Below are 25,823 nucleotides of genomic sequence, written 5' to 3'. Positions count from 1 at the left end.
TCGTTTATGTGGCGATGGCGGCCGTTTTGGCCGTCTTGTCTATGCTAACGAAATCACCTGTTTGTTTTGTATTATCATTTGTGTACAGTTTCTTTTTACTTTGGAGGAAGCGGGAGTTGTTTTTCGCTTGTGTATGTTGTTATTTGTTTTTCTCGTTATGGAGCAAATGGGTCGATGCGCATAATGTGACAACGCTTTCAGGGAATGAAACGACATTTTTTGTCCGATTTATTGCCCCGATTTATATTGACGGCGATCAAGTGAAAACGACTGTCCAATGGCAAAAGGAACGATTGCAACTCGCCTACCGTCTTCGAACAGAAGAGGAAAAACGAAAATGGGAAGACATTCAAATTGGGACAGCGTGCTTATTAAAAGGAACGATTGAACGCCCTTCTTTGCCGACAAATCCGTATGCCTTCAATTATCGTCGTTATTTGTTTTACCAACACATTCATTGGATCGTTCGCCCAGCTTCACTTGAACGTTGTATGCGTACAAATGTGACATGGATAGAACGATTACAAATGATTCGACAACAAGGCATTCGCTACATTCAACATTATTTTCCAGATGACGTAAGTGCGTTTATGCAAGCGTTGATTTACGGTGAACGGAGCGAGATAGAGCCAACGGTGTTGGCGGGTTATCAAAAGTTAGGACTTATTCATTTACTCGCGATTTCGGGTTTGCATATGACGTTGCTCGTCGGTGGTTGTTTTTACTTATTTATTCGCTTCGGCATTCCAAGGGAACGGGCGACGATCATATTGCTTGGATGTATTCCGCTGTATGCTGTTTTAGCCGGTGCTGCTCCGTCAGTGATGCGTGCGGCCATCATGACAAGCTGTTTTCTCCTTTTTTCCTCTCGTCTTCGTACGCTTGATGCGTTAAGTATCGCTTGCCTCATTTTATTAGGAAAAGACCCGTATACAGTATTCCATCTTGGTTTTCAATTATCTTTTCTCGTTTGTTTTGCCTTAATTATTTGCTCTTCGTTCATTCAAAACGAATCCTCTAGTGTTCGCCGATTGTTCATGACGTCCTTCATTGCGCAAATAAGTGCATTACCGCTTTTGCTTTATCATTTTTATGAAGTGTCTTTTTTATCCATTCCGTTAAATATCATCTTTGTTCCACTTTACTCGTTTATTATTTTGCCACTTTCCTTTTTAGCATTGCTTATCCACTTGTTTATGCCATTTGTTAGTTCTTTCATCATATATGTACTGACAGTTGTGATTGAGTATGCGAACGCTCTTGTTCTTGCACTAGCCGATACATTCGTGCTTACGCTCGGTCGTCCGCCACTGTTGTTGCTTGTTGCTTATATCATCTCCATTTTCCTTTTTTTTCTTTCTTTCGAATACGGAAAGCGCGCGGTTGTTTTTCGTTTTTCATTTATTTTTGTTATGATCGCACATTTTATTTGGCCGTTTTTTCGTCCGAGCGGTGAAGTCGTCATGTTAGACGTTGGGCAAGGAGATAGTATATATATTGAACTGCCGTATCGAAAGGCGATTTATATGATTGATACGGGCGGAACGATGTCATTTGGCGATGAGCCGTGGAGAAAAAGGAAGCAATCGTTTCGCGTCGGTGAAGACGTCATCGTTCCGTTTTTGAAAGCAAAAGGAGTCCGCACGCTTGATGCGCTCATTGCAACACACGGTGACTTTGATCATATGGGGGATGCAAACGATATATTCGATGCCGTTCGTGTGCAAAAATTAATCGTTGGCATGCAACGAAACGATTTCATACAATCGGTGATGAAGCAAGCGATAAATAAAGGAACACGTGTACAAATGGTGAAAAGTGGTAATCGTTGGACGGTTGGGAAAGCGCAATTTTACATTCTCTCTCCATTTGGAAATGAAGAGACGACAAACGACAGTTCGATTGTGTTGTATGCATTGATGGGGGGAGCATACTGGCTATTTACAGGTGACTTAGAAGAAAAAGGGGAGCAACAAATTATGAGAACGTACCCGTCATTGCCAGTCGACATATTAAAAGTAGGGCATCATGGAAGTAAAACGTCAACATCTGAACCGTTTTTACGGCATATACGTCCGAAATTGGCACTTATTTCAGTCGGACGACGCAACCGATATGGTCATCCGCATCGTGAAGTCATCGAACGTTTACGTCATTATCGCGTGCGCATATTTCGTACTGATGAACAAGGAGCGATCGTGATTCGTTTTCATAAGCGGATAAGCACCATTCAGACGTTCTCACCATAACATACAAGAAAAAAGAGACTGCAACAAGCAATCTCTTTTGGACGTTCATTATGCGCCGAAAAATTTTACAAGTGTGGCGATAATGAACATGGTGGCGAAAAAGCCGAATGATACGATGAAGCCAACAGCCGAATCAACGGCATCGTTGCGCGTACATTGAACGTTTTTTTCAAATTCGTTCATGACCATCCCTCCTATTTTCTCACCATTAGTATAAGGGAAAAATGAAAGAAAATCTACATCGTTGACAACAGTTGTCACAAATAGTTCGCGCCAGATCGGAAAAGATAATGATACCCGTTGGACAAATAAGTTCCTAGGGCTTGTTTTCCAACGTTTAAATAAATGGGAGTTGGCAACTTTCGTTTGCTAACTCCCTTGTAAAATGCTTCGAAACGTTGTATGTTCTTTAAAGAAAGTCGATGAAGAATGGGGAAGAGAACATGGAACAACTGTATGTTATATATGGTACGGAGCATTTTTTAATAAAACAAGCCCATGAACAAATCATTCGTCATGCGTTGTCAGACGAAGAGCGTGAATGGAACGTCAGTACATATGATTGCGAAGAAACGCCGATTGAAGTAGCGCTTGAAGATGCAGAAACGCTTCCGTTTTTTGGAGAGAGGAAAGTTGTGATCGTCAAACATCCATATTTTTTAACAGCGGAAAAAGGAAAAGAAAAAGTAGAGCACGACGTGAAACGGCTGGAGACTTATATTGAGAAACCTGCTCCGTTTTCAAGCGTCATTTTTGTCGGTCCGTATGAAAAACTCGATGAGCGAAAAAAAGTGACGAAAGCATTATTAAAAAAAGCGCATGTTATCGTTGCGAAACCGTTGAATGAAAAAGAATTAAAACAATGGGTAAAAGGGCAATGTCAAATTGATGATGATGCGATTGACGTATTGCTTACATTAGCAGGCACGGATTTAGCGACATTAGCAAACGAAATAGAAAAGCTTACGCTTTTTGCTGAGCGTCGTTCCATTACAGCTGACGATGTTCGATTGCTTGTATCGCGTACACTTGAACAAAACGTATTTACCCTTGTAGAGCAAATCGCCAAACGCAACATTTCAGCTGCACTACAAACATTGCAAGATTTATTGCGCCAAAATGAAGAGCCGATTAAGCTTGTCGCATTGTTGGCTAGCCAATTTCGGCTCATTTATGAAGTGAAAGAACTGATGAAAACAGGATATGGTCAACAACAAATTGCCTCGATGTTAGGTGTTCATCCATTTCGTGTAAAAATGGCGGCAAGTTATGCGAGCGGATTTTCAGAACAGCAGTTGATGCACATTTTATATGATTTAGCTGAAACGGATTATGCACTCAAAAGTAGTGCGATGGATAAACAGTTGTTGTTGCAGTTATTTTTTTTGAAGTTACAGCGGTAGAGAACAATCTACCGCTTTTGTTGTAGCGCATCGACATCAATGATATAGTAGCCGTTGTCATCCGTTGTTACGAAGCCTTGCTGTTTCATTTGGCTGAGTACACGACTGACTGTTTCGCGTGCGGTGCCGATCATATTAGCCAATTCGCGAGTTGTAAGCGTCGCTTTTAAACGATAACGGCCGTTGACATACACGCCGCTTGTTTTCGCTAATCGGATGAAAAGTCGGGCTAATTGTTCAGCTGTATTGTGAAAGACAAGTTCTTCTAACCGTGTTTGTAATTCAATAATTTTTTCTCCCATGATGCGAAACAGCTTTATGCATAGTTGTGGATAACAAATGAGTGTTTGTTCAAATTGTTCAATAGGAATGACAATAAGCGTCGTTTCATTCATCATTTCAGCGTGCGCTGGGTATGTACCACGTCCAAAAAAGCCGGTGTGCGGAAACATCTCTCCTTCGTGCAAAATAGATACAATTTGTTCTTTTCCGCTAACATCTGTTTTGTAAATTTTTACTGTACCACGGACGATGAAAAAGACACGATCGAGCGGATCTCCTTGCATAAAGACGATCGTTTTCGGTTGGCATGTGCGGACGGTTGCAATATGTACAATCGCATCTAATTCTTCATCAGATAGTTGAGAAAATAAAGAAATGGTTTTTAACTGTTCTTTCACCCAATGCATATGTTCCCCCTCCCAAACAGAAAAACAGCTTGCCGCGTATGACAAGCTGTTTTTTCATTATGCTGTAATGCTGTTTAATTTTTTCGCTAAACGTGATTTATAGCGATTTGCAGCGTTTTTGTGGATTAAGCCTTTGCTAGCCGCTTTGTCGATTTTTTTCGTTGCAAATGCGAAAGCTTCTTTTGCTTTTTCCACGTCTTTTAACTCAACAAGCGCTTCAAATTTTTTGATTGCAGTGCGCATTGCTGATTTCATAGATGCGTTATGAGCGCGACGCTTTTCGCTTGTTTTTGCACGTTTAATTGCAGATTTAATGTTTGCCATTTTTTTCACCTCCGTTAACCGATCGCAAATATATACGTTCAATACGCGACAGTTCGATGAACAATAAGAACAAGTGATATTCTACCAAACTGCTCTTAATTATGCAATAGGGCAAAGCCGGAAAAGTACGATTGTATGAAAAAAGGGGAAAATGGATAAAACAAATGATAAAAAATACATGGAGGAAGCTGTATGATCGATTTACGACCGTATAGTGTACGAACGGATTTAGCGATTGAAGCGCATGAAATAGCGATTGAAGAACGATTACAAAGCAAGCAGGAAACTTCGCTTGAAGGGGTATTGATTCGTGACTGGGAAGAAGATGGTGTTCATTTTTCATTTGTAGAAGTGACGGAAGAAGGCGCAAAAACGTTGGGGAAAAAAGCTGGAAAATATTTAACGATTGAAGCGCAAGGTATTCGAACGCAAGACACCGACTTACAACAAAAAGTAGAAAAACTATTTGCTAAACATTTTCATGCTTTTTTACAGCAACTTGGCATTCCAAAAGAAGCTAGTTGCCTTGTCGTTGGGCTAGGGAATGCAGAAGTGACACCAGATGCGCTCGGTCCATTAGCTGTGTCTAACTTATTGGTGACGCGCCATTTATTTCAGTTACAGCCTGAAAGCGTTCAAGACGGATTTCGCTCAGTGAGCGCTCTCGCTCCAGGAGTGATGGGGATGACCGGAATTGAAACGAGCGATGTGATTGCGGGGATTGTCGAAAAAATTCAACCGGATTTTATTGTTGCGATTGATGCGTTAGCCGCGCGTTCGATCGAACGAGTAAACGCGACGATTCAAATTTCCGATACAGGCATTCATCCAGGGTCGGGTGTTGGTAATAAAAGAAAAGAGTTAAGTAAGCAAACGTTAGGTATTCCGGTCATTGCAATTGGTGTGCCAACTGTTGTTGATGCGGTATCGATTGCAAGCGATACGATTGATTTGTTATTAAAACATCTCGGTCGCGAGATGAAGGAAGGCGAGCGAGCTGCTCGTGCGCTTGCTCCAGCGAGTCTCGTATTTGGAAAGAAAAAAAAGTTAACGGAAGAAGATTTACCAAGCGAAGCGGATCGCTCTGTTTTTTTAGGCATGGTAGGTATGCTTGATGAAGAAGAAAAACGGCGGTTGATTTATGAAGTGCTTGCTCCTATCGGTCATAATTTAATGGTAACGCCAAAAGAAGTGGATGTATTTATCGAGGAAATGGCGAACATATTGGCGAGCGGGTTGAACGCTGCTTTGCATCATCGGATTGATCAAGAAAACGTTGGGGCATATACGCATTAGTTTTTCCGTTCTATCTTTCAAAGCGTTGTCATATTGATAGAGTAGACAAGCTTTGAAAGGGTGAAGTGATGAAAATGATGGTGACCGTTCACGGAACAAGTATAAAAAAGTGGCTTGTATTTATCTTGTTTACATTTATGGGGACGTTGACAGTTGTCGCCACGATGACAGCGACATCGACATATCGCTTTTCTTCTTCTTCTGTTCATGAAGTGACGAATCGGTTTTCAACGGAATCGCTTGTACATTTGCTTTCTTTTGAAAATGTGTACTTTCGTCAAACGTTGCCGAAAGATAAACAACAATTGCCGTATTCTCAATATTTTTTTCAAATGACGACAAGTGTCAATTTGAACGATCCGCGCAGTTTGCTCGGGCGAGAGCTTCCTGGTTTTTCGTTGTATGATAGTGAAATTATTTTAGCTGGGGAAGGAACGGACTTTACAAATATCCCATATGAATCGCCCCCTCCTTTAGAAGTGTTGCTTGCTGAGCGTGAAGCTGCGCAAGAACAGCTTCAGGAGGAAGAAACGCCACCGACGCCTGCTCCTTCTCAAACGACGGGAGGAAAAAAAGTAGTCTACATTTATCATACACATACACAAGAATCGTATTTGCCAGCGTTAAAAGGAGTCACGAATCCAAACTTCGCTCATCATCCGACTGTGAATGTGACGAAAGTCGGTAAAAAACTAGGGGAAGAGTTAGAAAAGCGCGGCATTGGTACCGTTGTTGATACGACTGATTTTATAGGTAAGTTATTGAAAAATAACATGGAATATTATCAAGCATATGATATGTCGCGTAAAACAGTCGTTGAAGCAATGGCAAACAATCGTGACGTGCAATACTTGATTGATATTCACCGCGATTCTCGGCGTCGCAATGATACGACGGTGACGATTAACGGAGTGGACTATGCACGAGTGTCGTTTATTATCGGCGGGGAAAATGCGAAGTATGAAAAAAATTTACAGCTTGTGACGAAATTGCATGAGTTACTAGAAAAAAAATATCCAGGGTTAAGCCGTGGTACGTTTGAGAAAAAAGGAGTCGGTACAAATGGAAAATTCAATCAAGATTTATCGGAAAACGCCATTTTAATTGAGTTTGGTGGTGTGGATAACACGTTTCAAGAGTTGTATCGAACAGTATCGGCTGTTGCTGACGTGTTTAGTGAATATTATTGGCAGGCGGAAAAAGTGAATGCGACACAACCAGCAGAAAAAAAGTAGGTGAGTAAGATGGTGAAATTTACGATACAAAGTTTACTCATCGCCGTCATCTTTTTAGTCGGGGTATTGCTCGGCATGCAACAAGCGAACGAAGGAATGCGGAAAATGAAAGGGTATAACGATCCGTCGCTTGAGAGGGTTGTACACGTATCAAAAGAAGAAACGACCGTCCTTGGGCAATCGATTGAAGAAAAAAAAGAAAAACTGCAACAAATTGAGGCGTTTAACATGTTTTCGAAGGCAGGTCAAAAGCTAGCCACGCTCGTTCATTCGCTCGTTGAACAAATGCTCTCATTGATGCAAAAGGCAGGATAACGATCCGCCTTTTCTTTTTTTGCGTTGAATATTGCAAACGTTGTTGTTATAATCAAAGCTAGCGTATTTCGGAAATTATAGGAGTGGAATATAGATGAATCGTGAAGAAAGATTAAAAAGAAGGGATCGCATTCGTAACTTTTCGATTATTGCACATATCGATCATGGCAAATCAACGCTTGCTGATCGCATTCTCGAGAAGACAGGTGCGCTATCTGAACGCGAAATGAAGGAACAAGCGCTTGACTCGATGGAGCTAGAGCGTGAGCGTGGCATTACGATTAAGCTAAACGCTGTTCAGCTTCATTACAAAGCAAAAGATGGAGAAGATTACATTTTACATTTGATTGATACGCCTGGCCACGTCGATTTTACGTACGAAGTTTCGCGTAGTTTAGCGGCGTGTGAAGGTGCGATTTTAGTCGTTGATGCGGCGCAAGGTATTGAAGCACAGACGCTTGCGAACGTATATTTAGCGATTGATAACAATTTAGAAATTTTGCCTGTGATTAATAAAATTGATTTACCAAGTGCCGACCCTGAACGAGTTCGACAAGAAATTGAAGATGTCATCGGTCTTGACGCATCCGAAGCGGTGTTGGCATCAGCAAAAGTTGGCATTGGGATCGACGAAATTTTAGAACAAATTGTTCAAAAAATCCCTGCTCCATCCGGAGATCCAGATGCACCGCTTAAAGCGCTCATTTTTGATTCGTTGTACGACCCGTATCGCGGGGTTGTCGCATATATTCGCGTTGTCGAAGGAACGGTAAAAGCAGGTCAAAAAATTAAAATGATGGCGACAGGAAAAGAGTTTGAAGTTGTTGAAGTTGGCGTATTTACGCCAAAAGCGAAAATCGTTGACGAATTGACCGTCGGAGATGTCGGATACTTAACAGCGTCCATAAAAAATGTTAGCGATACGCGTGTCGGGGATACAATTACGCATGCGGACAATCCAGCAAGCGAACCGCTTCCAGGGTATCGTCGTTTAAATCCGATGGTGTTTTGCGGATTATATCCAATCGATACAGCGCGCTACAATGATTTGCGTGAGGCATTAGAAAAGCTACAATTAAACGATGCGGCGTTGCAGTTTGAGCCGGAAACGTCACAAGCGCTCGGCTTCGGTTTCCGCTGTGGCTTCTTAGGACTTTTGCATATGGAAATTATTCAAGAACGTCTAGAGCGCGAATTTAACATCGACATTATTGCAACAGCGCCAAGCGTTGTATATAAAGTATATTTAACAGACGGAACAGAACTAGCTGTCGATAATCCATCAAATATGCCAGATCCGCAAAAAATTGAACGTGTGGAAGAACCGTATGTTCGTGCGACAATCATGGTGCCAAACGATTACGTTGGTCCTGTCATGGAATTATGTCAAAAGAAACGTGGTATTTTTGGTGATATGCAATATTTAGACGAGCGGCGCGTCACATTGATGTATGAATTACCGCTTGCTGAAATCGTGTACGATTTCTTTGATATTTTAAAATCGAGTACAAAAGGGTATGCATCGTTTGACTATGAATTAATCGGCTATAAGCCATCTAAGCTTGTTAAAATGGACATTTTATTAAACGGTGAAAAAGTTGATGCGTTATCGTTTATTGTTCATCGTGACTCGGCGTACGATCGAGGAAAAGTGATCGTTGAAAAATTAAAAGACTTAATCCCGCGTCAACAGTTTGAAGTCCCTGTTCAAGCGGCGATCGGTAATAAAATTATCGCCCGTTCGACGATTAAAGCGTTACGCAAAAACGTATTAGCGAAATGTTACGGTGGTGACATTTCTCGTAAGCGCAAGTTGCTTGAAAAGCAAAAAGAAGGGAAAAAGCGCATGAAGCAAGTCGGCTCTGTTGAAGTGCCACAAGAAGCGTTTATGGCTGTATTAAAGATGGACGATCAAAAATAAACCGCAGAACCATTCTGCGGTTTTTTATATAGAAAAGGGTGAAACGAGTGATTCAAGCAGCATATATTCATATTCCGTTTTGTACGCACATTTGCCATTATTGTGATTTCAATAAAGTATTTTTACATCAGCAACCGGTTGATGCTTATATTGATGCGTTAATCATCGAAATGGAGCGGACGTTTGAACGTTTCCCGACGTCACGATTACAAACGGTATTTATCGGTGGAGGAACGCCGACGTCGCTTACCGCCAAACAATTCGATCGATTATTGCGCGCTATTCATCGCATTGTTCCGCTCGCTTCGAATGTCGAGTTTACCGTTGAAGCGAACCCAGATGGAGTGAGTGACGAACAGTTGCATGTGCTCAAACAATGGGGAGTCAATCGCCTAAGTTTTGGGGTGCAGACGTTTGATGATGAGCTGCTAACACGCATTGGACGTACACATACGCAGGAAACGGCAATTGCCACAATTGAGCAGGCGCACAAAATCGGCTTTCATAATATAAATATCGATTTAATGTACGGATTACCGACACAAACGATCGATCAACTAAAAGAAACGTTGCACATGACGTTTTCATTACCTATTCAACACGTTTCTGCCTATTCATTAATTATTGAGCCAAAAACGGTTTTTTACAATTTGATGAAAAAAAATATATTGCCGTTACCGAGTCAAGAAGAAGAAGCATATATGTACGAAATCATTATGGAACAAATGGAACAACATGGGTATAAACAGTACGAATTAAGCAATTATGCACAAAACGGGTTTTATAGCCGTCATAATATGACATATTGGAATAATGAGTACTACTACGGATTTGGTGCGGGAGCGCATAGTTATATGAACGGCGTAAGATACGTAAACGCGGGACCGATTAAAAAATATATTCAACTCATTCAACAAGACCAACTCCCTTATGTAGATACACATGTTGTGTCAAAAGAAGAAGAAATGGAAGAGCATATGTTTCTCGGTTTGCGGAAAATCGAGGGAATAAACAAGGACGAATTTTTCCAACGTTACGGAAAAACGGTACATGCTGTCTTTGACGAAGCGATTGCGTTACAAAAACAAAACGGATTACTTGAGGAGACAGATGAAGCTATTTTTCTCACACATCGCGGCAAACTGCTAGGAAATGAAGTATTTCAGTCGTTTCTTGGCGTTTCATCTTGACATGACAAGTGCAATTTGATACCTTAATAGTAGATTTAGCACTCGCTTTATTAGAGTGCTAACAGAGGTGATGAGCGTTGCTAACAGATCGCCAATTGTTAATTTTAAAAATTATTGTCGATGATTTTATTCGTTCAGGGCAACCGGTTGGTTCGCGGACGTTATCAAAAAAGGAACAAATTACGTTTAGTTCGGCTACCATTCGCAATGAGATGGCTGATTTAGAGGAACTTGGCTTTATCGAAAAAACACATATTTCCTCTGGCCGCGTTCCGTCTCAGAAAGGGTATCGGTATTACGTTGACCATTTGTTGCCGCCTTTCCGATTAACACAAAAAGATGTACAAACGATTCGCTCGATTTTTAATGAGCAAATATATGAACTAGAAAAAATTATTCAAAAATCGGCACAAATTTTATCAGATTTAACAAACTATACAACGGTTGTGCTTGGCCCCTCAGTGAAAGAACATAAATTAAAAACAATTCAAATTGTTCCACTGAATGCGGAAACAGCTGTTGCGATCATTGTGACAGATACAGGGTATGTCGAAAAGCATGTCGTCACGCTCCCACCTTCTATTCCGACATCTGATGTCGAAAAGATGGTAAACATTTTAAACGATCGGTTGGCGGGCGTGCCTTTAGAAGATTTGACAGATAAAATTCAAACGGAAGTTGCGCATGTTCTGCGTGAACACATCCGAAGCTACGACCACATGTTGCGTATGATTTCTACTTCTTTAGATTTAAATGCGCCTGCACAAATGTTTTTAAGCGGAAAAATGAATATGCTTCGTCAACCAGAATTTAATGACATTGATAAGCTTCGTGCTTTATTTAACGTCATTGAGCAAGAAAAAGAGTTTTATCGTTTGTTAAGAAAGCATAAACAACAAGGTGTCCAAGTGAAAATTGGAACGGAAAACGACGTCGAAGGAATGGAAAACTGTAGTTTGATTACTGCGACATATTCTGTCGGTGGAGAGAAACTAGGCACAATTGCTGTTCTTGGTCCAACTCGTATGGAATATTCGCGCGTCATCTCATTGTTGAATCTTGTTGCGACCGACTTATCGAACGTATTAACGATGTGGTATCAAAAAGATTAGCGATGTCAATATTATGGATGGGGAATTTCCCCATCCGCTTTTCAAGTGTTTGAGGGAGGTGAGAAGATGGAGAAAGAACAGCGTACATATGATGAAACGGTTGAGCAACAAAATGAAGACGCACAAAATGCGCAAGCGCAAGAAGAGCAAATGCAAAGTGAAGAGGTACAACAAGAAGAAAAAGACGAGTTATCACTTGCCTACGAGAAAATTGCTCAATTAGAAGCGAAGTTAGCGGAAACAGAAAATCGTTATCTTCGTTTACATGCTGATTTTGACAATTATCGTCGTCGTGTGCGTTTAGATATGGAAGCTGCTGAAAAATATCGTGCTCAAAGCTTAGTTTCTGATTTGTTGCCGATTTTAGATAACTTTGAACGCGCATTACAAGTACAAGTAGAAGATGAAAAAGCAAAATCGTTACTGCAAGGAATGGAAATGGTTTATCGCGCGTTAATTGAAGCGCTAAAGAGAGAAGGTGTCGAAGCGATTGAATCGGTCGGAAAACCGTTTGATCCGCATGTGCATCAAGCGGTGATGCAAGTCGACGATCAAAACTATGAACCAAACACCGTCGTTGAAGAGTTTCAAAAAGGTTACAAACTAAAAGATCGTGTCATTCGACCGGCAATGGTTAAAGTAAATCAATAGGGAGGGATTATGTATGAGCAAAATTATCGGTATTGACTTAGGTACAACAAACTCTTGCGTCGCTGTATTAGAAGGCGGTGAACCAAAAGTTATTCCAAACCCAGAGGGAGGTCGCACGACACCATCTGTCGTTGCGTTTAAAAACGGTGAGCGTTTAGTTGGTGAAGTCGCAAAACGTCAAGCGATCACAAACCCAAATACAATCATTTCAATTAAACGCCATATGGGTACAGACTATAAAGTACAAATCGAAGGAAAAGAATATACGCCACAACAAATTTCTGCGATGATTTTACAATACTTAAAATCATATGCAGAAGCATATTTAGGTGAGCCTGTGACACGTGCGGTCATTACCGTTCCAGCTTACTTTAACGATGCACAACGTCAAGCGACAAAAGATGCGGGTCGCATCGCTGGCTTAGAAGTCGAGCGTATTATTAACGAGCCGACAGCGGCAGCATTAGCGTACGGATTAGATAAAATGGATGAAGATCAAACGATTCTCGTCTACGACTTAGGTGGCGGTACGTTTGACGTATCGATTCTTGAATTAGGTGATGGTGTATTCGAAGTTAAAGCAACGGCTGGTGACAACCATCTCGGTGGTGACGACTTTGACCAAGTCATCATCGATTATTTAGTTGAAGAATTCAAAAAAGAACATGGCATTGACTTATCGAAAGACAAAATGGCGTTGCAACGCTTAAAAGACGCGGCAGAAAAAGCGAAAAAAGAACTTTCAGGCGTCATGCAAACACAAATTTCGTTGCCGTTTATTAGCGCAAACGAAAACGGTCCACTTCACTTAGAAATGACATTAACGCGTGCGAAGTTTGAAGAATTGTCCGCTCACTTAGTTGAACGTACGATGGGACCTGTTCGCCAAGCGTTAAAAGACGCTGGATTGACGCCTGCGGATATCGACAAAGTCATTCTTGTTGGTGGTTCAACGCGCATTCCTGCCGTTCAAGAAGCGATCAAAAAAGAGATCGGTAAAGAGCCGCATAAGGGAGTAAACCCAGATGAAGTCGTTGCAATTGGTGCTGCGATCCAAGGAGGCGTTATTGCTGGTGATGTGAAAGACGTCGTATTATTAGACGTAACACCTCTTTCACTCGGTATTGAAACAATGGGTGGCGTCTTCACAAAATTAATTGAGCGCAACACAACGATTCCAACAAGTAAATCACAAATTTTCACGACGGCAGCAGACAACCAAACAGCGGTAGACATTCACGTTTTACAAGGTGAGCGCCCAATGGCTGCCGACAACAAAACGCTCGGTCGCTTCCAATTAACAGATATTCCGCCAGCTCCGCGCGGTGTGCCGCAAATTGAGGTTACATTTGACATTGACGCAAATGGTATTGTGCACGTGCGTGCAAAAGACTTAGGTACAAATAAAGAACAGTCTATTACAATTAAATCTTCTTCTGGTCTTTCTGAAGAAGAAATTCAACGCATGATTAAAGAAGCGGAAGAAAATGCAGAAGCGGATCGGAAGCGGAAAGAAGAAGTGGAACTTCGCAACGAAGCAGACCATCTCATTTTCACAACAGAAAAGACATTAAAAGAATTAGAAGGAAAAGTAGACGAAGCGGATGTGAAAAAAGCACAAGAAGCAAAAGATGCGTTGAAAGCAGCGCTTGAAGGAAAAGATATCGAAGACATTCGCACGAAGAAAAATGCGCTTCAAGAAGTTGTACAACAGCTTTCAATTAAGTTATACGAGCAAGCAGCTAAGCAAGCGCAAACTCAACAAAGCGAAGGCAAAAAAGACGATAACGTCGTCGATGCCGAATTTGAAGAAGTGAAAGAAGATAAGTAAACAAACAAAAAGTCAAAGTCAGGCCTGCCTTGGCTTTGACTTTTTTGCTATGGAAACATCAAATATATTGCGTAATAAGATGAGACAATGATAAAATTACGTTCATGTGAACGAGTCGGGAGTGGGTGATCATGAGTAAACGAGACTATTATGAAGTGCTCGGTGTAAGCAAAAACGCAACAAAGGAAGAAATTAAAAAAGCATATCGGAAGTTATCAAAACAGTATCATCCAGATATTAATAAAGCGCCCGATGCAGCAGAAAAGTTTAAAGAAATTAAAGAAGCATATGAAGTGTTAAGTGACGATCAAAAGCGTGCTCATTACGATCAGTTTGGTCATACAGATCCGAACCAGCAGTTTGGCGGATTTGGCGGTGCTGATTTTGATTTTGGTGGGTTTGGTGGCTTCGAAGATATTTTCAGTAGCTTTTTTGGCGGTGGGCGCCGACGTGATCCGAACGCGCCGCGTGCAGGGGCAGACTTGCAATATACGATGCGTTTGACGTTTGAAGAAGCGGTATTCGGAAAAGAAACAAATATTGAAATTCCACGTGAAGAAACGTGTGATACGTGTCACGGTTCAGGGGCGAAACCAGGAACGAAAAAAGAAACGTGCGCACATTGTCACGGAACAGGGCAATTAACGATTGAACAAGCAACGCCATTTGGCCGCATCGTAAATCGACGCGTTTGTCATCATTGCGGCGGAACAGGGCAGTGGATTAAAGAGAAATGTACAACATGTCATGGAACAGGTCGTGTGAAAAAACGGAAAAAAATTCATGTCAAAATTCCTGCTGGTGTCGATGATGGTCAGCAATTACGTTTAGCAGGTCAAGGAGAACCAGGAATCAACGGTGGACCATCAGGGGATTTGTACATCGTTTTCCATGTTGAACCACATGAGTTTTTCGAACGCGATGGCGATGACATTTATTGTGAAATGCCAATTACATTTACGCAAGCAGCGCTCGGTGCAGATATCGAAGTGCCGACGTTGTACGGAAAAGTAAAGTTGAAAATTCCAGCTGGTACGCAAACAGGTACAAAATTCCGTTTAAAAGGAAAAGGAGTACCGAATGTGCATGGGTATGGAAAAGGAGATCAACATATTCGCGTACGTGTCGTCACACCAACGAAATTAACGGAACGTCAAAAACAATTATTGCGTGAATTTGAACAACTCAGTCAAGGGAATGGCCAAGAAGACAGCTTTTTTGCAAAAGTGAAGCGAGCATTTAAAGGGGAGTAACGTGAAGGAGGAGTTGGTAGATTATGAAATGGTCAGAAATAAGTATTCATACAACACACGAAGCGGTCGAGGCGATTTCAAATATTTTACATGAAGCAGGTGCAGGTGGCGTTGTCATTGAAGATCCATTTGAACTAACGAAAGAGCGTGAAACGACTTACGGGGAAATCTACCAACTCAATCCTGACGATTACCCCGAAGAAGGCGTTATTATTAAAGCGTATTTACCGGTGAATAGTTTTTTAGGTGAGACGGTCGAAGAAATTAAACAAGCAATTAATAACTTAATGTTATATAACATTGATATCGGACGAAATAAAATTACAATTAGTGAAGTGAATGAAGAAGAATGGGCGACGGCGTGGAAAAAGTATTACAACCCAGTTAAAATTTCTGAGCGATTTACGATCGTTCCGACATGGGAAACGTATGAACCGGTTTCAAGCGATGAATTAATTATTGAATTAGATCCGGGCATGGCGTTTGGCACAGGGACGCATCCGACAACAGTCATGTGTATTCAAGCGCTTGAAAAAACGGTTAAAGAAGGAGATACAGTCGTTGATGTCGGTACAGGATCCGGTATTTTAAGCATTGCTGCTGCGATGTTAGGTGCCAAACGTGTCCATGCGCTCGATTTAGATCCGGTTGCGGTAGAAAGTGCAAAATTGAACGTGAAGTTGAATAAAGTACACGATGTCGTGACCGTTTCGCAAAATAATTTACTTGATCGAATGGATGAACAAGCAGATGTTATCGTCGCAAACATTTTAGCTGAAATTATTCTTCGTTTTGTCGATGATGCGTATCGCCTGTTGCGTTCAGGTGGGGTATTTATTACATCAGGTATCATTCAAACAAAAAAACAAGAAGTAAAGGAAGGGCTACTTCGCGCTGGTTTTGCAATTGAAGAAACGTTGACAATGGAAGATTGGGTTGCGTTTATTGCAAAAAAACAATAAAAAGGGTGTTCGTGTTGCAACGATATTTTGTACGTAACGAGCAAATCGTTGGCGATCACGTCATGATTTCTGGCGATGACGTCCATCATATTGGACGGGTGATGCGTATGAATGAAGGTGATCGCCTTCTTTGTTGTAATGAACGTAGTGAAACGATGCTTTGCGAGATCGAACAAATTTCCAATGATTTTGTTCGCTGCCGTATTATACAATGGATAGAGACAAATGTTGAACTTCCTGTGCACGTATATATCGCAAGCGGATTGTTAAAAGGAGATAAATACGAACTCGTTTTACAAAAAGGAACAGAGCTTGGAGCAAAAGGATTTCTTCCGCTCATCACCTCTCGTTCGATCGTCAAATGGGACGAGAAAAAAGGCGATAAAAAAGTGGAACGTTGGCAAAAAATCGTGAAAGAAGCGGCTGAACAATCGCACAGGGCTTATATGCCATCTGTTTATGCTCCGATGACGATTCGTGAACTCATTGCATGGGCGCGCGATATCAATTATAAATGTATCGCATATGAAGAAGAGGCGAAAGAAGGAAACCATCGTTCGTTTGCTCATCTTCTTCAAACGATGAACAATGGGGACACTCTCCTCGTCGTTTTTGGACCAGAGGGCGGACTATCTGAGCAAGAAGTTGCGCTATTAAAAGAACATGGGTTTGTCGCATGTAGTCTTGGACCGCGCATTTTACGGGCGGAGACGGCGCCGTTATACGCATTATCAGCAGTATCTTATGAATGGGAACTTAAGTGAGGTGATATACATGCCAACGGTTGCATTCCATACGTTAGGATGCAAAGTGAATCATTACGAAACAGAAGCGATTTGGCAGTTATTTAAACAAGCGGGATACGAGCGAAAAGATTTTGAAAGCCACGCCGATGTATACGTTATAAATACGTGCACAGTAACGAATACAGGGGATAAAAAAAGTCGCCAAGTGATTCGTCGTGCAGTGCGCCGCAATCCTGATGCGGTCGTCTGTGTAACGGGCTGTTATGCGCAAACGTCTCCTGCAGAAGTTATGGCGATTCCAGGCGTCGATATTGTCATCGGTACACAAGATCGCGGCAAAATTTTAGAGTACATTGAGCAGTTTAAACAACAACGTCAGCCAATTAACGGTGTGCGCAACATTATGAAAACACGCGTATATGAAGAGCTTGATGTGCCTGCGTTTACGGATCGAACACGCGCATCGCTGAAAATTCAAGAAGGATGCAATAACTTTTGCACGTTTTGTATTATCCCATGGGCGCGCGGTTTAATGCGCTCACGCGACCCGAAAGAAGTTATTCGTCAGGCACAACAACTCGTTGATGCAGGCTATAAAGAAATTGTATTGACTGGCATTCATACAGGCGGATATGGTGAAGATATGAAAGATTACAATTTCGCCATGCTGTTGCGCGATATCGATGAACAAGTGAAAGGATTAAAACGATTGCGTATTTCATCGATTGAAGCGAGCCAAATTACAGATGAGGTCATTGCGGTATTAAAACAGTCCGATAAAATCGTCCGTCATTTACACATTCCGCTGCAATCTGGTTCAAATACGGTGTTAAAGCGGATGCGTCGCAAATATACAACCGAATTTTTCGCGGAGAGACTAGCACGTTTACGTGAAGTATTTCCAGACTTAGCTGTTACATCAGATGTCATCGTTGGTTTCCCAGGTGAGACCGAAGAAGAATTTATGGAGACATACGAATTTATTCGCGAGCAGCGTTTTTCTGAGTTACATGTCTTCCCGTACTCGAAACGGACGGGCACACCGGCCGCGAGAATGCCAGATCAGGTCGAGGAAGAAATAAAAAACGAACGCGTACATCGTTTAATCGCACTTTCCGATCAATTAGCGAAAGAGTACGCTTCAAAGTTTGAAGGACAAGTGCTTGAAATCATTCCAGAAGAGCCTTATAAAGAAGATCTAACGAGCGGATTATACGTCGGTTATACGGATAACTATTTAAAAGTGAAGTTCCCAGCAACAGAAGAAATGGTGGGTAAACTTGTGAAAGTGAAAATTACAAAAGCAGGTTATCCATATAACGAAGGGGAATTTGTTCGCGTCATCGATGATGTTCATGAAAACATTCGGTTAAGCTCATAAAAAGAAGTTGACTTATGAACTTGGTTATATTATACTTTGAAAGTACATGTTCTAACATGTACCAAGGATTAGCGGTTTTGTTCGGAGGGAGGGAAGTAGGATGTCGAAAACGATCGTTCGTAAAAACGAGTCGCTTGAAGATGCTCTTCGTCGCTTCAAACGTGCAGTTTCAAAAACAGGTACGTTACAAGAAGCAAGAAAGCGCGAATTCTATGAAAAGCCAAGCGTAAGACGCAAGAAAAAGTCTGAAGCGGCTAGAAAGCGCAAATATTAAAAGAGGGTGTATTTATGAGTCTTCTCGAACGTTTGAACAATGATATGAAGCAAGCGATGAAAAACAAAGAGAAGGACAAATTGTCGGTCATTCGCATGGTGAAATCCGCCTTACAAAATGAAGCGATTAAACTTGGCAAAACGTTGACCGAAGATGAAGAATTAACCGTACTTTCTCGCGAATTAAAACAGCGTAAAGACTCCCTCCAGGAATTTGAAAAAGCTGGTCGCACAGACCTTGTTGATAAAGTTAAGGAAGAAATTACGGTTCTTGAACTTTACATGCCGAAGCAGTTGAGCGAAGAAGAGCTTGTGCAAATCGTCAAAGAAACGATTGCAGAAGTGGGCGCTTCCTCAAAAGCGGATATGGGTAAAGTGATGGGAGCGATCATGCCGAAAGTGAAAGGAAAAGCAGACGGCTCGCTCGTAAACAAACTTGTTCAACAACATTTGAGTTAAAAACGCCTTACGATATCGTAAGGCGTTTTTCTGTTTTTGAAACTTTTTTTCCTTTCATACGTACATATAAAAGGTGAAAGGAGGAAAAACGATGGCCGGTTTCATTATTGCTTTCACGCATCCGTTCCTTGCTGCGCTTTTACTCATCGCCGGCAGCGTGTTGTTTGTTTGGCAATTATACGATGCGCGCTGGAGCTGGAAAGGAACGGGAAGCCTCGCTTGCTTTTTGCTATTTTTTTCATCGCATTTAGCAGCTGGTTTAACAAGTGTCGGGGCAATTATATTATTTGGTATTGGTCTTATTTTGTTAGTCATTGAGTTGTTTGTGCCAGGTGGGGTAATCGGTGTTGCTGGAGTGAGTACGCTCGTGTGGAGCTTATTTTTAGCAGCTAAGCATTCCCCATTTATTACCGTTTCTTTATCGATAGCCGTCGTTAGTGCGCTCATGATGGGATTATGGCTTAGTCGGGTTAGTAAAAAGAAAATGGCTCTTTTTGAAAAAATTGTGCTGACCGATGAACAGCGAAACGAAAAGGGATATGTGTCCCATGAAGCGCGCATTGATTTGATGGGAAAGCGCGGAGTGTCACTTACTGTATTGCGGCCATCAGGAACAGCGCTCATTGATCGTGAACGTGTAGATGTCGTCACGGAAGGGGAATATATAGAGCGAAATCGTCCGATTGAAGTTATTCATGTAGATGGGCTAAAAATTGTTGTTCGAGAATGTAAAAAAGAGGAGGAAATCGTATGACGCCAGATCAACTTTTATTTATCATTGCAATTGCGTTAGGACTTGTATTGTTAGCTGTATTTTTTTCGTTCGTTCCGGTTATGCTCTGGATTTCTGCCATTGCTTCCGGCGTTCCAATTAGCATTTTTACGCTTATCGGCATGCGATTGCGTCGCGTCATTCCATCGCGTGTTATTAATCCGTTAATTAAGGCGAAAAAAGCAGGGTTAGATGTAACGATTAATCAGTTAGAAAGCCATTATTTAGCAGGTGGAAATGTCGACCGTGTCGTTAATGCCTTAATTGCTGCACAACGCGCAAATATTAATTTGACGTTTGAACGTTGTGCCGCCATTGATTTAGCAGGACGAAACGTACTAGAAGCTGTTCAAATGAGCGTCAATCCAAAAGTCATTGAAACACCGTTTATTTCTGGTGTCGCAATGGATGGAATTGAAGTAAAGGCGAAAGCTCGTATTACTGTACGAGCAAATATTGATCGATTAGTGGGTGGAGCAGGAGAAGAAACAATTATTGCACGTGTAGGTGAAGGTATTGTATCAACAATTGGCTCTCAAGACGACCATAAAAAAGTACTTGAAAACCCAGATATGATTTCTCAAACGGTATTAGCTAAAGGATTAGATTCAGGAACTGCATTTGAAATCTTATCGATCGATATTGCCGATATTGACATTGGAAAAAATATTGGTGCAGAATTACAAACAGACCAAGCCGAAGCAGATAAAAAAATTGCGCAAGCGAAGGCGGAAGAACGTCGTGCAATGGCCGTTGCACTTGAACAAGAAATGAAAGCACGCGTTCAAGAAATGCAGGCAAAAGTCATTGAAGCAGAAGCACAAGTGCCGCTTGCGATGGCAGAAGCGCTCCGTTCTGGCAAGCTCGGTGTCATGGATTACATGAACTTAAAAAACATTATGGCGGACACGAATATGCGTGATTCGATTGGGAAACTCACACAAAGCCCAGACGAAGAAAAAAAGTGAGGAATAAATGATGGTGCTAATCGATTGGCTTCTTAACAACTTATTTGTTGTCTTTGTTTTAGTTGCATTTGTTTCATGGATTGGAAAAAGAATGAAAACAGTACAGGAAACGATTGAACAAAAACAACAGCAACAACAAAAACCGACTGCTGTTGTGAAAGAAATAGAGCTAGAAACAAGACGTGAAGTTAAGAAAGAGCGAGAAATTATTGTGCCACAGCAAATGATTGAGCAACAAGCAAAAACAAGACAATTACCGACGCATCCGCTCGTACAAGGTGTGATTTTTTCAGAAGTGCTTGGCCCACCGCGCGCAAAGCGTCCGTACGGTAGAAAATAAGTGCTATAACCCCCATTTCGCTCATACATATGAGATGAAAGGGGGTTTTGTTTATGATCGGAAAATGGAAAAACAACATGCGACAATGGTTAACAAATCAAATGGAGCTACCTGCGGATGTTGTCGCTGATCTCCCCCGCATTACGATGATTGGACATATTCATATCTACATAGAAAACCATCGCGGTTTGCTTTTGTTTACAGATCGTGAATTACGCTTATTGTTAAAAAACGGGCAACTACTTGTTAAAGGAGAAGCGTTTAGCATTAAAACGATTTTGCCAGAAGAAATTTTGCTCGAAGGGAAAATTAGCCAAGTATTATATTTAGAAGAATAGGGGGGGCGGGTGTGAAAAACGAATGGGTGTATCGAATGTCAGGCAATTTGCGCATACGTATTGTTGGAAAAGGATTAGAACGGTTATTAAATGATTTTACACGCCGAGGAATATACGTATGGAACGTGAGGCGAGAGGACGAAAGCTCGCTCACGTGTTATATGTTTCTTCGCGATATTCGTCATGTGCGAGCAGCGATGCGAAAGAGCGGATGTAAGTTATATGTTCTCGAACGGCGAGGGGTACCGTTTTGGTTGAAAGCGTCATGGAAAAATAGTGGTATCGTTGTCGGATTAGTTGCTTTTATGTGCATCGTTTTTTTATTGTCTAATATGATTTGGCGCATTGAAATAACAGGAGCGAATCCAGCGGTGGAACATACTGTGAGGCAACAATTAAAAAAAATAGGGGTTGAACGTGGTGCGCTACAGTTTGTTATTCCGAGTCCTGAAACGATCCAGCGTACGTTAATAAATAATATGGACACAGTGACATGGATTGGTGTTGAATGGCGTGGAACAACGCTATATTGCCAAGTCGTTGAAAAAAAGCAACCGACACAAACGAAATCGAATACGCCACAACATCTTGTTGCAAAGAAAAAAGCGGTCATTACGTATATGTTTGTTGAGCAAGGTCAAGCGGTTGTAGAAGTGAATGATCATGTTGTTCCAGGACAGTTGCTTGTTTCTGGTTTTATTGGGAAAGAAGGACAAACGGAGATCGTGCCAGCGCGCGGTCAAATTTTAGGGGAGACGTGGTACAAGTCTACGGTGGTCGTTCCGATGAAAACAACGTTTTATATGTTGACAGGGAAAAAGCGCGAAACACATTATGTTCGTTTTTGGTCGTGGAAAATTCCGTTTTTTTGGAATCATAAAGAACAGTTTTCACAATTCGAAAAACAAGTCGATGAAAGAACGTTTCGTTTCTTGACGTGGACGTTACCGATTCGCTATGAAAAAGTAGTGTGGCGAGAAAAAGAAGTCGCTGTTCGTGAATATTCATATGAACAGGCAAAAGCGGTCGCAAAACAAATCGCTCGTGACCAGTTAAAGCGACAGCTACCTGCGGATGCGATCATTCAAGGTGAAAAAGTTTTGCATGAGGCGAGAGAGAATGGTAAAGTAAAAGTAGAAATGCATTACCAAGTCATTGAAAACATTGCGACACCACAACCAATTATTCAAGGAGACTGAGGAATGTCGGAACAGTTTGTCACGATTTATCCTAACGTACAAAATGCAGATGAAGCGCTTGCTTTGTTTGGTACGCACGATGTTCATTTAAAGCGCATTGAGCAAGAACTCGGTGTTTCGATTGTGACGCGTGGAGAAGCGATAAGCGTGTCAGGAAGCAAACAGCATATTGAGCTTGTTGATGAATTGCTTCGCCATTTGTTGCTTGTCATTCGCAAAGGGATCGTCATTGGTGAGCGGGATGTGCTTTATGCCCTACAAATGGCGAAAAACGGAACGATTTCTTACTTCGTTGAACTTTACAATGAAGAAATTGGAAAAAATGCAAAAGGAAAAGCGATTCGCGTCAAAACGCTCGGCCAGCGTCAATACGTTTCTGCTATCCAGCGCCACGACTTGATTTTTGGCATCGGGCCAGCAGGAACGGGAAAAACGTACTTAGCCGTTGTGATGGCTGTACAAGCGTTAAAAAACGGACAAGTCAAGCGGATTATTTTAACGCGTCCAGCTGTGGAGGCAGGGGAAAATTTAGGCTTTTTGCCAGGGGATTTAAAGGAGAAAGTTGATCCATATTTACGTCCGCTTTACGATGCACTTCATGACGTGCTTGGTCACGAACATACGCAACGATTAATTGAACGCGGTGCAATTGAAATTGCTCCGCTTGCCTATATGCGCGGGCGAACGTTAGATGATGCGTTTGTCATTTTAGACGAGGCACAAAATACAACGCCTTCGCAAATGAAAATGTTTTTAACACGCCTTGGCTTCGGCTCGAAAATGGTGATTACTGGCGATATTTCGCAAGTCGATTTACCAAAAGGTGTTCGTTCTGGGCTTGCGATTGCAAAAGACATTTTGACGAATGTAAGCGGAATTTCATTTGTCTTTTTAGAGCAAGCTGATGTTGTACGCCATCCACTTGTCGGCAAAATTATCGCCGCATATGAAGATGCTGGAATGTAAATGCGACCTGCGCCCACGTAGGTCCTTTTTGCACTTTAACAAAGAGAGGGAAGAGTATGTTAATAATCGACTTTATGGATGAAACGAATGAAATAACAGAACAACAAATTGAGCTTATTGAACGGTTATTGCAACATGCCGCAAAGGAAGAAAACGTACGAGATGGCGCAGAAGTGAGCGTCACGTTTGTTGACAATGAAAAAATTCGCGAAATCAACCGCGATTATCGCGGAAAAGATCAACCGACAGATGTCATTTCGTTTGCGCTTGAAGAAATGGGCGAAGAAGAAATCGAAATTGTCGGTGCGGATGTGCCACCTGTACTGGGGGATATTATTATTTCCGTGCCAAAAGCACGCGAGCAAGCAGAACAATACGGTCATTCGTTTATGCGTGAGCTTGGTTTTTTAGCAATACACGGCTTTTTACATTTGCTTGGCTATGATCATGAAACGGAAGAAGGGGAAAAAGTGATGTTTGCGAAACAAGAACAATTATTACAACAATTCGGTTTAACGAGATGAGCGATGATGCATGGGAAGCGATTTGTCGCTAGCGTGTTATATGCCTTAAATGGCATTCGTCTTGCCGTATGTAATGAACGAAATATGCGCATTCATTTAGTAGCAATGATTGCTGTTATCGTTGCTGCAACGGTGTTTCGTATCACGAAAACGGAATGGCTCGTGTTGCTTTTGACGATCGGGGCAGTCATTAGCTTAGAAATCGTCAACAGTGCAATTGAACGGACAATCGATTTAGTGACGGATGAGTATCGGCCGTTAGCGAAAGAAGCAAAAGATTTAGCGGCCGGTGCCGTGCTCTTCTTCGCTTTTCTGTCTATTATCATTGGTATTTCCATTTTCTTACCTTATTTGTATGTATTTTTTAAAAATTCTTTACATTTTCATAAATAGTAGTGAAATCGTGTTCATATTTTGGTAAAATAAAAAGCAAGCATAATTTATGCGATGGAGGTCTCTATGGTTCGAGAAGGATATAAATCAGGATTCGTAGCAATTATCGGACGACCAAATGTAGGGAAATCTACATTTTTAAATCGCGTCATCGGGCAAAAAATTGCGATTATGAGCGATAAGCCACAAACGACGCGCAATAAAATTCAAGGTGTGTACACAACAGATGACGCTCAAATCATTTTTATTGATACGCCAGGCATTCATAAGCCGAAACATAAGCTTGGCGACTTTATGGTGAAAGTAGCGCAAAGCGCGTTGCAAGAAGTTGATTTAATTTTATTTATGGTGAATGCTGTCGAAGGGCTCGGTCGCGGCGATGAGTTTATCATTGAACGTTTAAAACAAGTGCAAACACCGGTGTTTTTAGTCATTAATAAAATTGATGAAGTACATCCTGACGATCTATTGCCGCTGATTGAGCAATATCGCTCACTCCATTCGTTTGCCGAAGTGATTCCTATTTCAGCGTTGCAAGGGAACAACGTGGAAACGTTGTTGCAACAAATTAAAAACTACTTGCCTGAAGGACCGCAATATTATCCTGCCCATCAAGTGACCGATCACCCAGAGCGATTTATTATCGCTGAGTTCATTCGCGAAAAAGCGCTTCATTTAACGCGCGAAGAAGTGCCACATTCCATTGCGGTTGTCATCGACTCCATTGAACGTCGAGAAAATAGCGACACAGTATATGTCGCAGCCACCATTATTGTCGAGCGCGATTCGCAAAAGGGAATTATCATCGGCAAGCGCGGTCAAATGTTAAAGGAAATCGGTCAGCGAGCGCGCGTCGATATTGAAGCGCTACTCGGTTCAAAAGTGTTTTTAGAGTTATGGGTCAAAGTACAAAAAGATTGGCGCAATAAAATGGCACAGTTGCGAGACCTTGGCTATCGTGAAGATGAATATTAACACTGTAAAATTTTAAAAGACATCGTGACAGCGACAAACGGGCAAACTACAAGTGAGC

28 protein-coding genes are annotated in these 25,823 nt (G+C 41.6%); 25 read left to right on the top strand and 3 right to left on the bottom strand.

Features of this window, described 5'->3' with window-relative positions; all coding sequences use genetic code 11:
* Window positions 1-14 precede the first annotated feature (14 nt).
* Complete coding sequence (locus HNR43_RS02500; protein ID WP_183240978.1) at window positions 15-2,249, top strand: DNA internalization-related competence protein ComEC/Rec2; 2,235 nt, start codon at window positions 15-17, stop codon at window positions 2,247-2,249.
* A gap of 48 nt (window positions 2,250-2,297) precedes the next feature.
* Here HNR43_RS02500 and HNR43_RS02495 read toward each other — a convergent pair whose 3' ends face one another.
* Entirely contained in the window at window positions 2,298-2,432 is a 135-nt protein-coding gene (locus tag HNR43_RS02495) for a YqzM family protein (RefSeq protein WP_003393868.1), read from the bottom strand.
* 239 nt (window positions 2,433-2,671) lie between these two features.
* Between HNR43_RS02495 and holA the strand changes: the two genes are divergently transcribed.
* Entirely contained in the window at window positions 2,672-3,652 is a 981-nt protein-coding gene (gene holA, locus HNR43_RS02490; protein WP_425486516.1) for a DNA polymerase III subunit delta, read from the top strand.
* Window positions 3,653-3,660: 8 nt separating this feature from the next.
* Here the strand turns inward: holA and HNR43_RS02485 are convergent, their stop codons facing one another.
* On the bottom strand, window positions 3,661-4,341 hold the full coding sequence (locus HNR43_RS02485; RefSeq protein WP_183240974.1) for a Crp/Fnr family transcriptional regulator: 681 nt from the start codon (window positions 4,339-4,341) through the stop codon (window positions 3,661-3,663).
* 57 nt (window positions 4,342-4,398) lie between these two features.
* Window positions 4,399-4,665, bottom strand: coding sequence for a 30S ribosomal protein S20 (gene rpsT, locus HNR43_RS02480; protein ID WP_004889444.1), 267 nt, complete (start codon window positions 4,663-4,665; stop codon window positions 4,399-4,401).
* Window positions 4,666-4,857: 192 nt separating this feature from the next.
* On the opposite strand from rpsT, the gene gpr reads away from it, so the two are divergent.
* From gpr to era, 23 genes are all read left to right on the top strand, one after another.
* A complete protein-coding gene (gene gpr / locus HNR43_RS02475; RefSeq protein ID WP_183240972.1) occupies window positions 4,858-5,961 on the top strand; it encodes a GPR endopeptidase in 1,104 nt (367 codons plus the stop codon).
* Window positions 5,962-6,026: 65 nt separating this feature from the next.
* Window positions 6,027-7,196 carry a stage II sporulation protein P gene (gene spoIIP, locus HNR43_RS02470; RefSeq protein ID WP_425486515.1) on the top strand — a complete coding sequence of 390 codons (1,170 nt, stop codon included), beginning with the start codon at window positions 6,027-6,029 and terminating at the stop codon, window positions 7,194-7,196.
* 9 nt (window positions 7,197-7,205) lie between these two features.
* A complete protein-coding gene (locus HNR43_RS02465; RefSeq protein WP_183240970.1) occupies window positions 7,206-7,511 on the top strand; it encodes a YqxA family protein in 306 nt (101 codons plus the stop codon).
* A 94-nt stretch (window positions 7,512-7,605) separates the two neighbouring features.
* Entirely contained in the window at window positions 7,606-9,432 is a 1,827-nt protein-coding gene (lepA, locus tag HNR43_RS02460; protein WP_183240968.1) for a translation elongation factor 4, read from the top strand.
* Window positions 9,433-9,479: 47 nt separating this feature from the next.
* Window positions 9,480-10,622, top strand: a complete 1,143-nt coding sequence (hemW, locus tag HNR43_RS02455; RefSeq protein ID WP_183240965.1) for a radical SAM family heme chaperone HemW — start codon at window positions 9,480-9,482, stop codon at window positions 10,620-10,622.
* Between the two features lie 77 nt (window positions 10,623-10,699).
* The gene (gene hrcA, locus HNR43_RS02450) at window positions 10,700-11,734 is read left to right on the top strand and encodes a heat-inducible transcriptional repressor HrcA (RefSeq protein WP_183240963.1); all 1,035 of its coding nucleotides are present in this window, start codon (window positions 10,700-10,702) and stop codon (window positions 11,732-11,734) included.
* Window positions 11,735-11,800: 66 nt separating this feature from the next.
* Entirely contained in the window at window positions 11,801-12,385 is a 585-nt protein-coding gene (gene grpE, locus HNR43_RS02445) for a nucleotide exchange factor GrpE (RefSeq protein WP_183240961.1), read from the top strand.
* Window positions 12,386-12,398: 13 nt separating this feature from the next.
* Window positions 12,399-14,216, top strand: a complete 1,818-nt coding sequence (dnaK, locus tag HNR43_RS02440) for a molecular chaperone DnaK (RefSeq protein ID WP_183240959.1) — start codon at window positions 12,399-12,401, stop codon at window positions 14,214-14,216.
* A gap of 131 nt (window positions 14,217-14,347) precedes the next feature.
* A complete protein-coding gene (dnaJ, locus tag HNR43_RS02435) occupies window positions 14,348-15,469 on the top strand; it encodes a molecular chaperone DnaJ (RefSeq protein WP_183240956.1) in 1,122 nt (373 codons plus the stop codon).
* A gap of 23 nt (window positions 15,470-15,492) precedes the next feature.
* On the top strand, window positions 15,493-16,431 hold the full coding sequence (gene prmA / locus HNR43_RS02430; RefSeq protein ID WP_183240954.1) for a 50S ribosomal protein L11 methyltransferase: 939 nt from the start codon (window positions 15,493-15,495) through the stop codon (window positions 16,429-16,431).
* A gap of 14 nt (window positions 16,432-16,445) precedes the next feature.
* Entirely contained in the window at window positions 16,446-17,195 is a 750-nt protein-coding gene (locus HNR43_RS02425) for a 16S rRNA (uracil(1498)-N(3))-methyltransferase (RefSeq protein WP_183240952.1), read from the top strand.
* 10 nt (window positions 17,196-17,205) lie between these two features.
* Window positions 17,206-18,558, top strand: a complete 1,353-nt coding sequence (gene mtaB, locus HNR43_RS02420; protein ID WP_183240950.1) for a tRNA (N(6)-L-threonylcarbamoyladenosine(37)-C(2))-methylthiotransferase MtaB — start codon at window positions 17,206-17,208, stop codon at window positions 18,556-18,558.
* A 100-nt stretch (window positions 18,559-18,658) separates the two neighbouring features.
* Complete coding sequence (gene rpsU / locus HNR43_RS02415) at window positions 18,659-18,832, top strand: 30S ribosomal protein S21 (protein WP_003393897.1); 174 nt, start codon at window positions 18,659-18,661, stop codon at window positions 18,830-18,832.
* Window positions 18,833-18,846: 14 nt separating this feature from the next.
* Window positions 18,847-19,290, top strand: a complete 444-nt coding sequence (locus HNR43_RS02410; RefSeq protein ID WP_003393899.1) for a GatB/YqeY domain-containing protein — start codon at window positions 18,847-18,849, stop codon at window positions 19,288-19,290.
* A gap of 91 nt (window positions 19,291-19,381) precedes the next feature.
* Window positions 19,382-20,044: an NfeD family protein gene (locus HNR43_RS02405; RefSeq protein ID WP_183240947.1), complete on the top strand. Its 663-nt coding sequence runs from the start codon at window positions 19,382-19,384 to the stop codon at window positions 20,042-20,044.
* Entirely contained in the window at window positions 20,041-21,030 is a 990-nt protein-coding gene (gene floA, locus HNR43_RS02400; RefSeq protein ID WP_183240944.1) for a flotillin-like protein FloA, read from the top strand. Before HNR43_RS02405 ends, floA begins: the two co-directional genes overlap by 4 nt.
* A gap of 10 nt (window positions 21,031-21,040) precedes the next feature.
* A complete protein-coding gene (locus HNR43_RS02395) occupies window positions 21,041-21,370 on the top strand; it encodes a hypothetical protein (RefSeq protein WP_246346219.1) in 330 nt (109 codons plus the stop codon).
* A gap of 53 nt (window positions 21,371-21,423) precedes the next feature.
* Window positions 21,424-21,708 carry a sporulation protein YqfC gene (yqfC, locus tag HNR43_RS02390; RefSeq protein ID WP_183240939.1) on the top strand — a complete coding sequence of 95 codons (285 nt, stop codon included), beginning with the start codon at window positions 21,424-21,426 and terminating at the stop codon, window positions 21,706-21,708.
* A gap of 11 nt (window positions 21,709-21,719) precedes the next feature.
* A complete protein-coding gene (yqfD, locus tag HNR43_RS02385; protein ID WP_183240936.1) occupies window positions 21,720-22,907 on the top strand; it encodes a sporulation protein YqfD in 1,188 nt (395 codons plus the stop codon).
* 3 nt (window positions 22,908-22,910) lie between these two features.
* A complete protein-coding gene (locus HNR43_RS02380; protein WP_183240934.1) occupies window positions 22,911-23,873 on the top strand; it encodes a PhoH family protein in 963 nt (320 codons plus the stop codon).
* Between the two features lie 56 nt (window positions 23,874-23,929).
* The gene (gene ybeY / locus HNR43_RS02375; protein WP_183240932.1) at window positions 23,930-24,397 is read left to right on the top strand and encodes an rRNA maturation RNase YbeY; all 468 of its coding nucleotides are present in this window, start codon (window positions 23,930-23,932) and stop codon (window positions 24,395-24,397) included.
* 6 nt (window positions 24,398-24,403) lie between these two features.
* The gene (locus tag HNR43_RS02370; protein ID WP_281380316.1) at window positions 24,404-24,790 is read left to right on the top strand and encodes a diacylglycerol kinase family protein; all 387 of its coding nucleotides are present in this window, start codon (window positions 24,404-24,406) and stop codon (window positions 24,788-24,790) included.
* Window positions 24,791-24,856: 66 nt separating this feature from the next.
* Window positions 24,857-25,765, top strand: a complete 909-nt coding sequence (gene era, locus HNR43_RS02365) for a GTPase Era (RefSeq protein ID WP_183240927.1) — start codon at window positions 24,857-24,859, stop codon at window positions 25,763-25,765.
* The last annotated feature ends 58 nt before the right edge of the window (window positions 25,766-25,823 follow it).

Origin of the sequence: Anoxybacillus mongoliensis (assembly GCF_014201515.1) — a bacterium.
Taxonomy (GTDB): Bacteria; Bacillota; Bacilli; order Bacillales; family Anoxybacillaceae; genus Anoxybacillus; species Anoxybacillus mongoliensis.
This window is presented reverse-complemented; position numbering and strand designations above follow the sequence as displayed.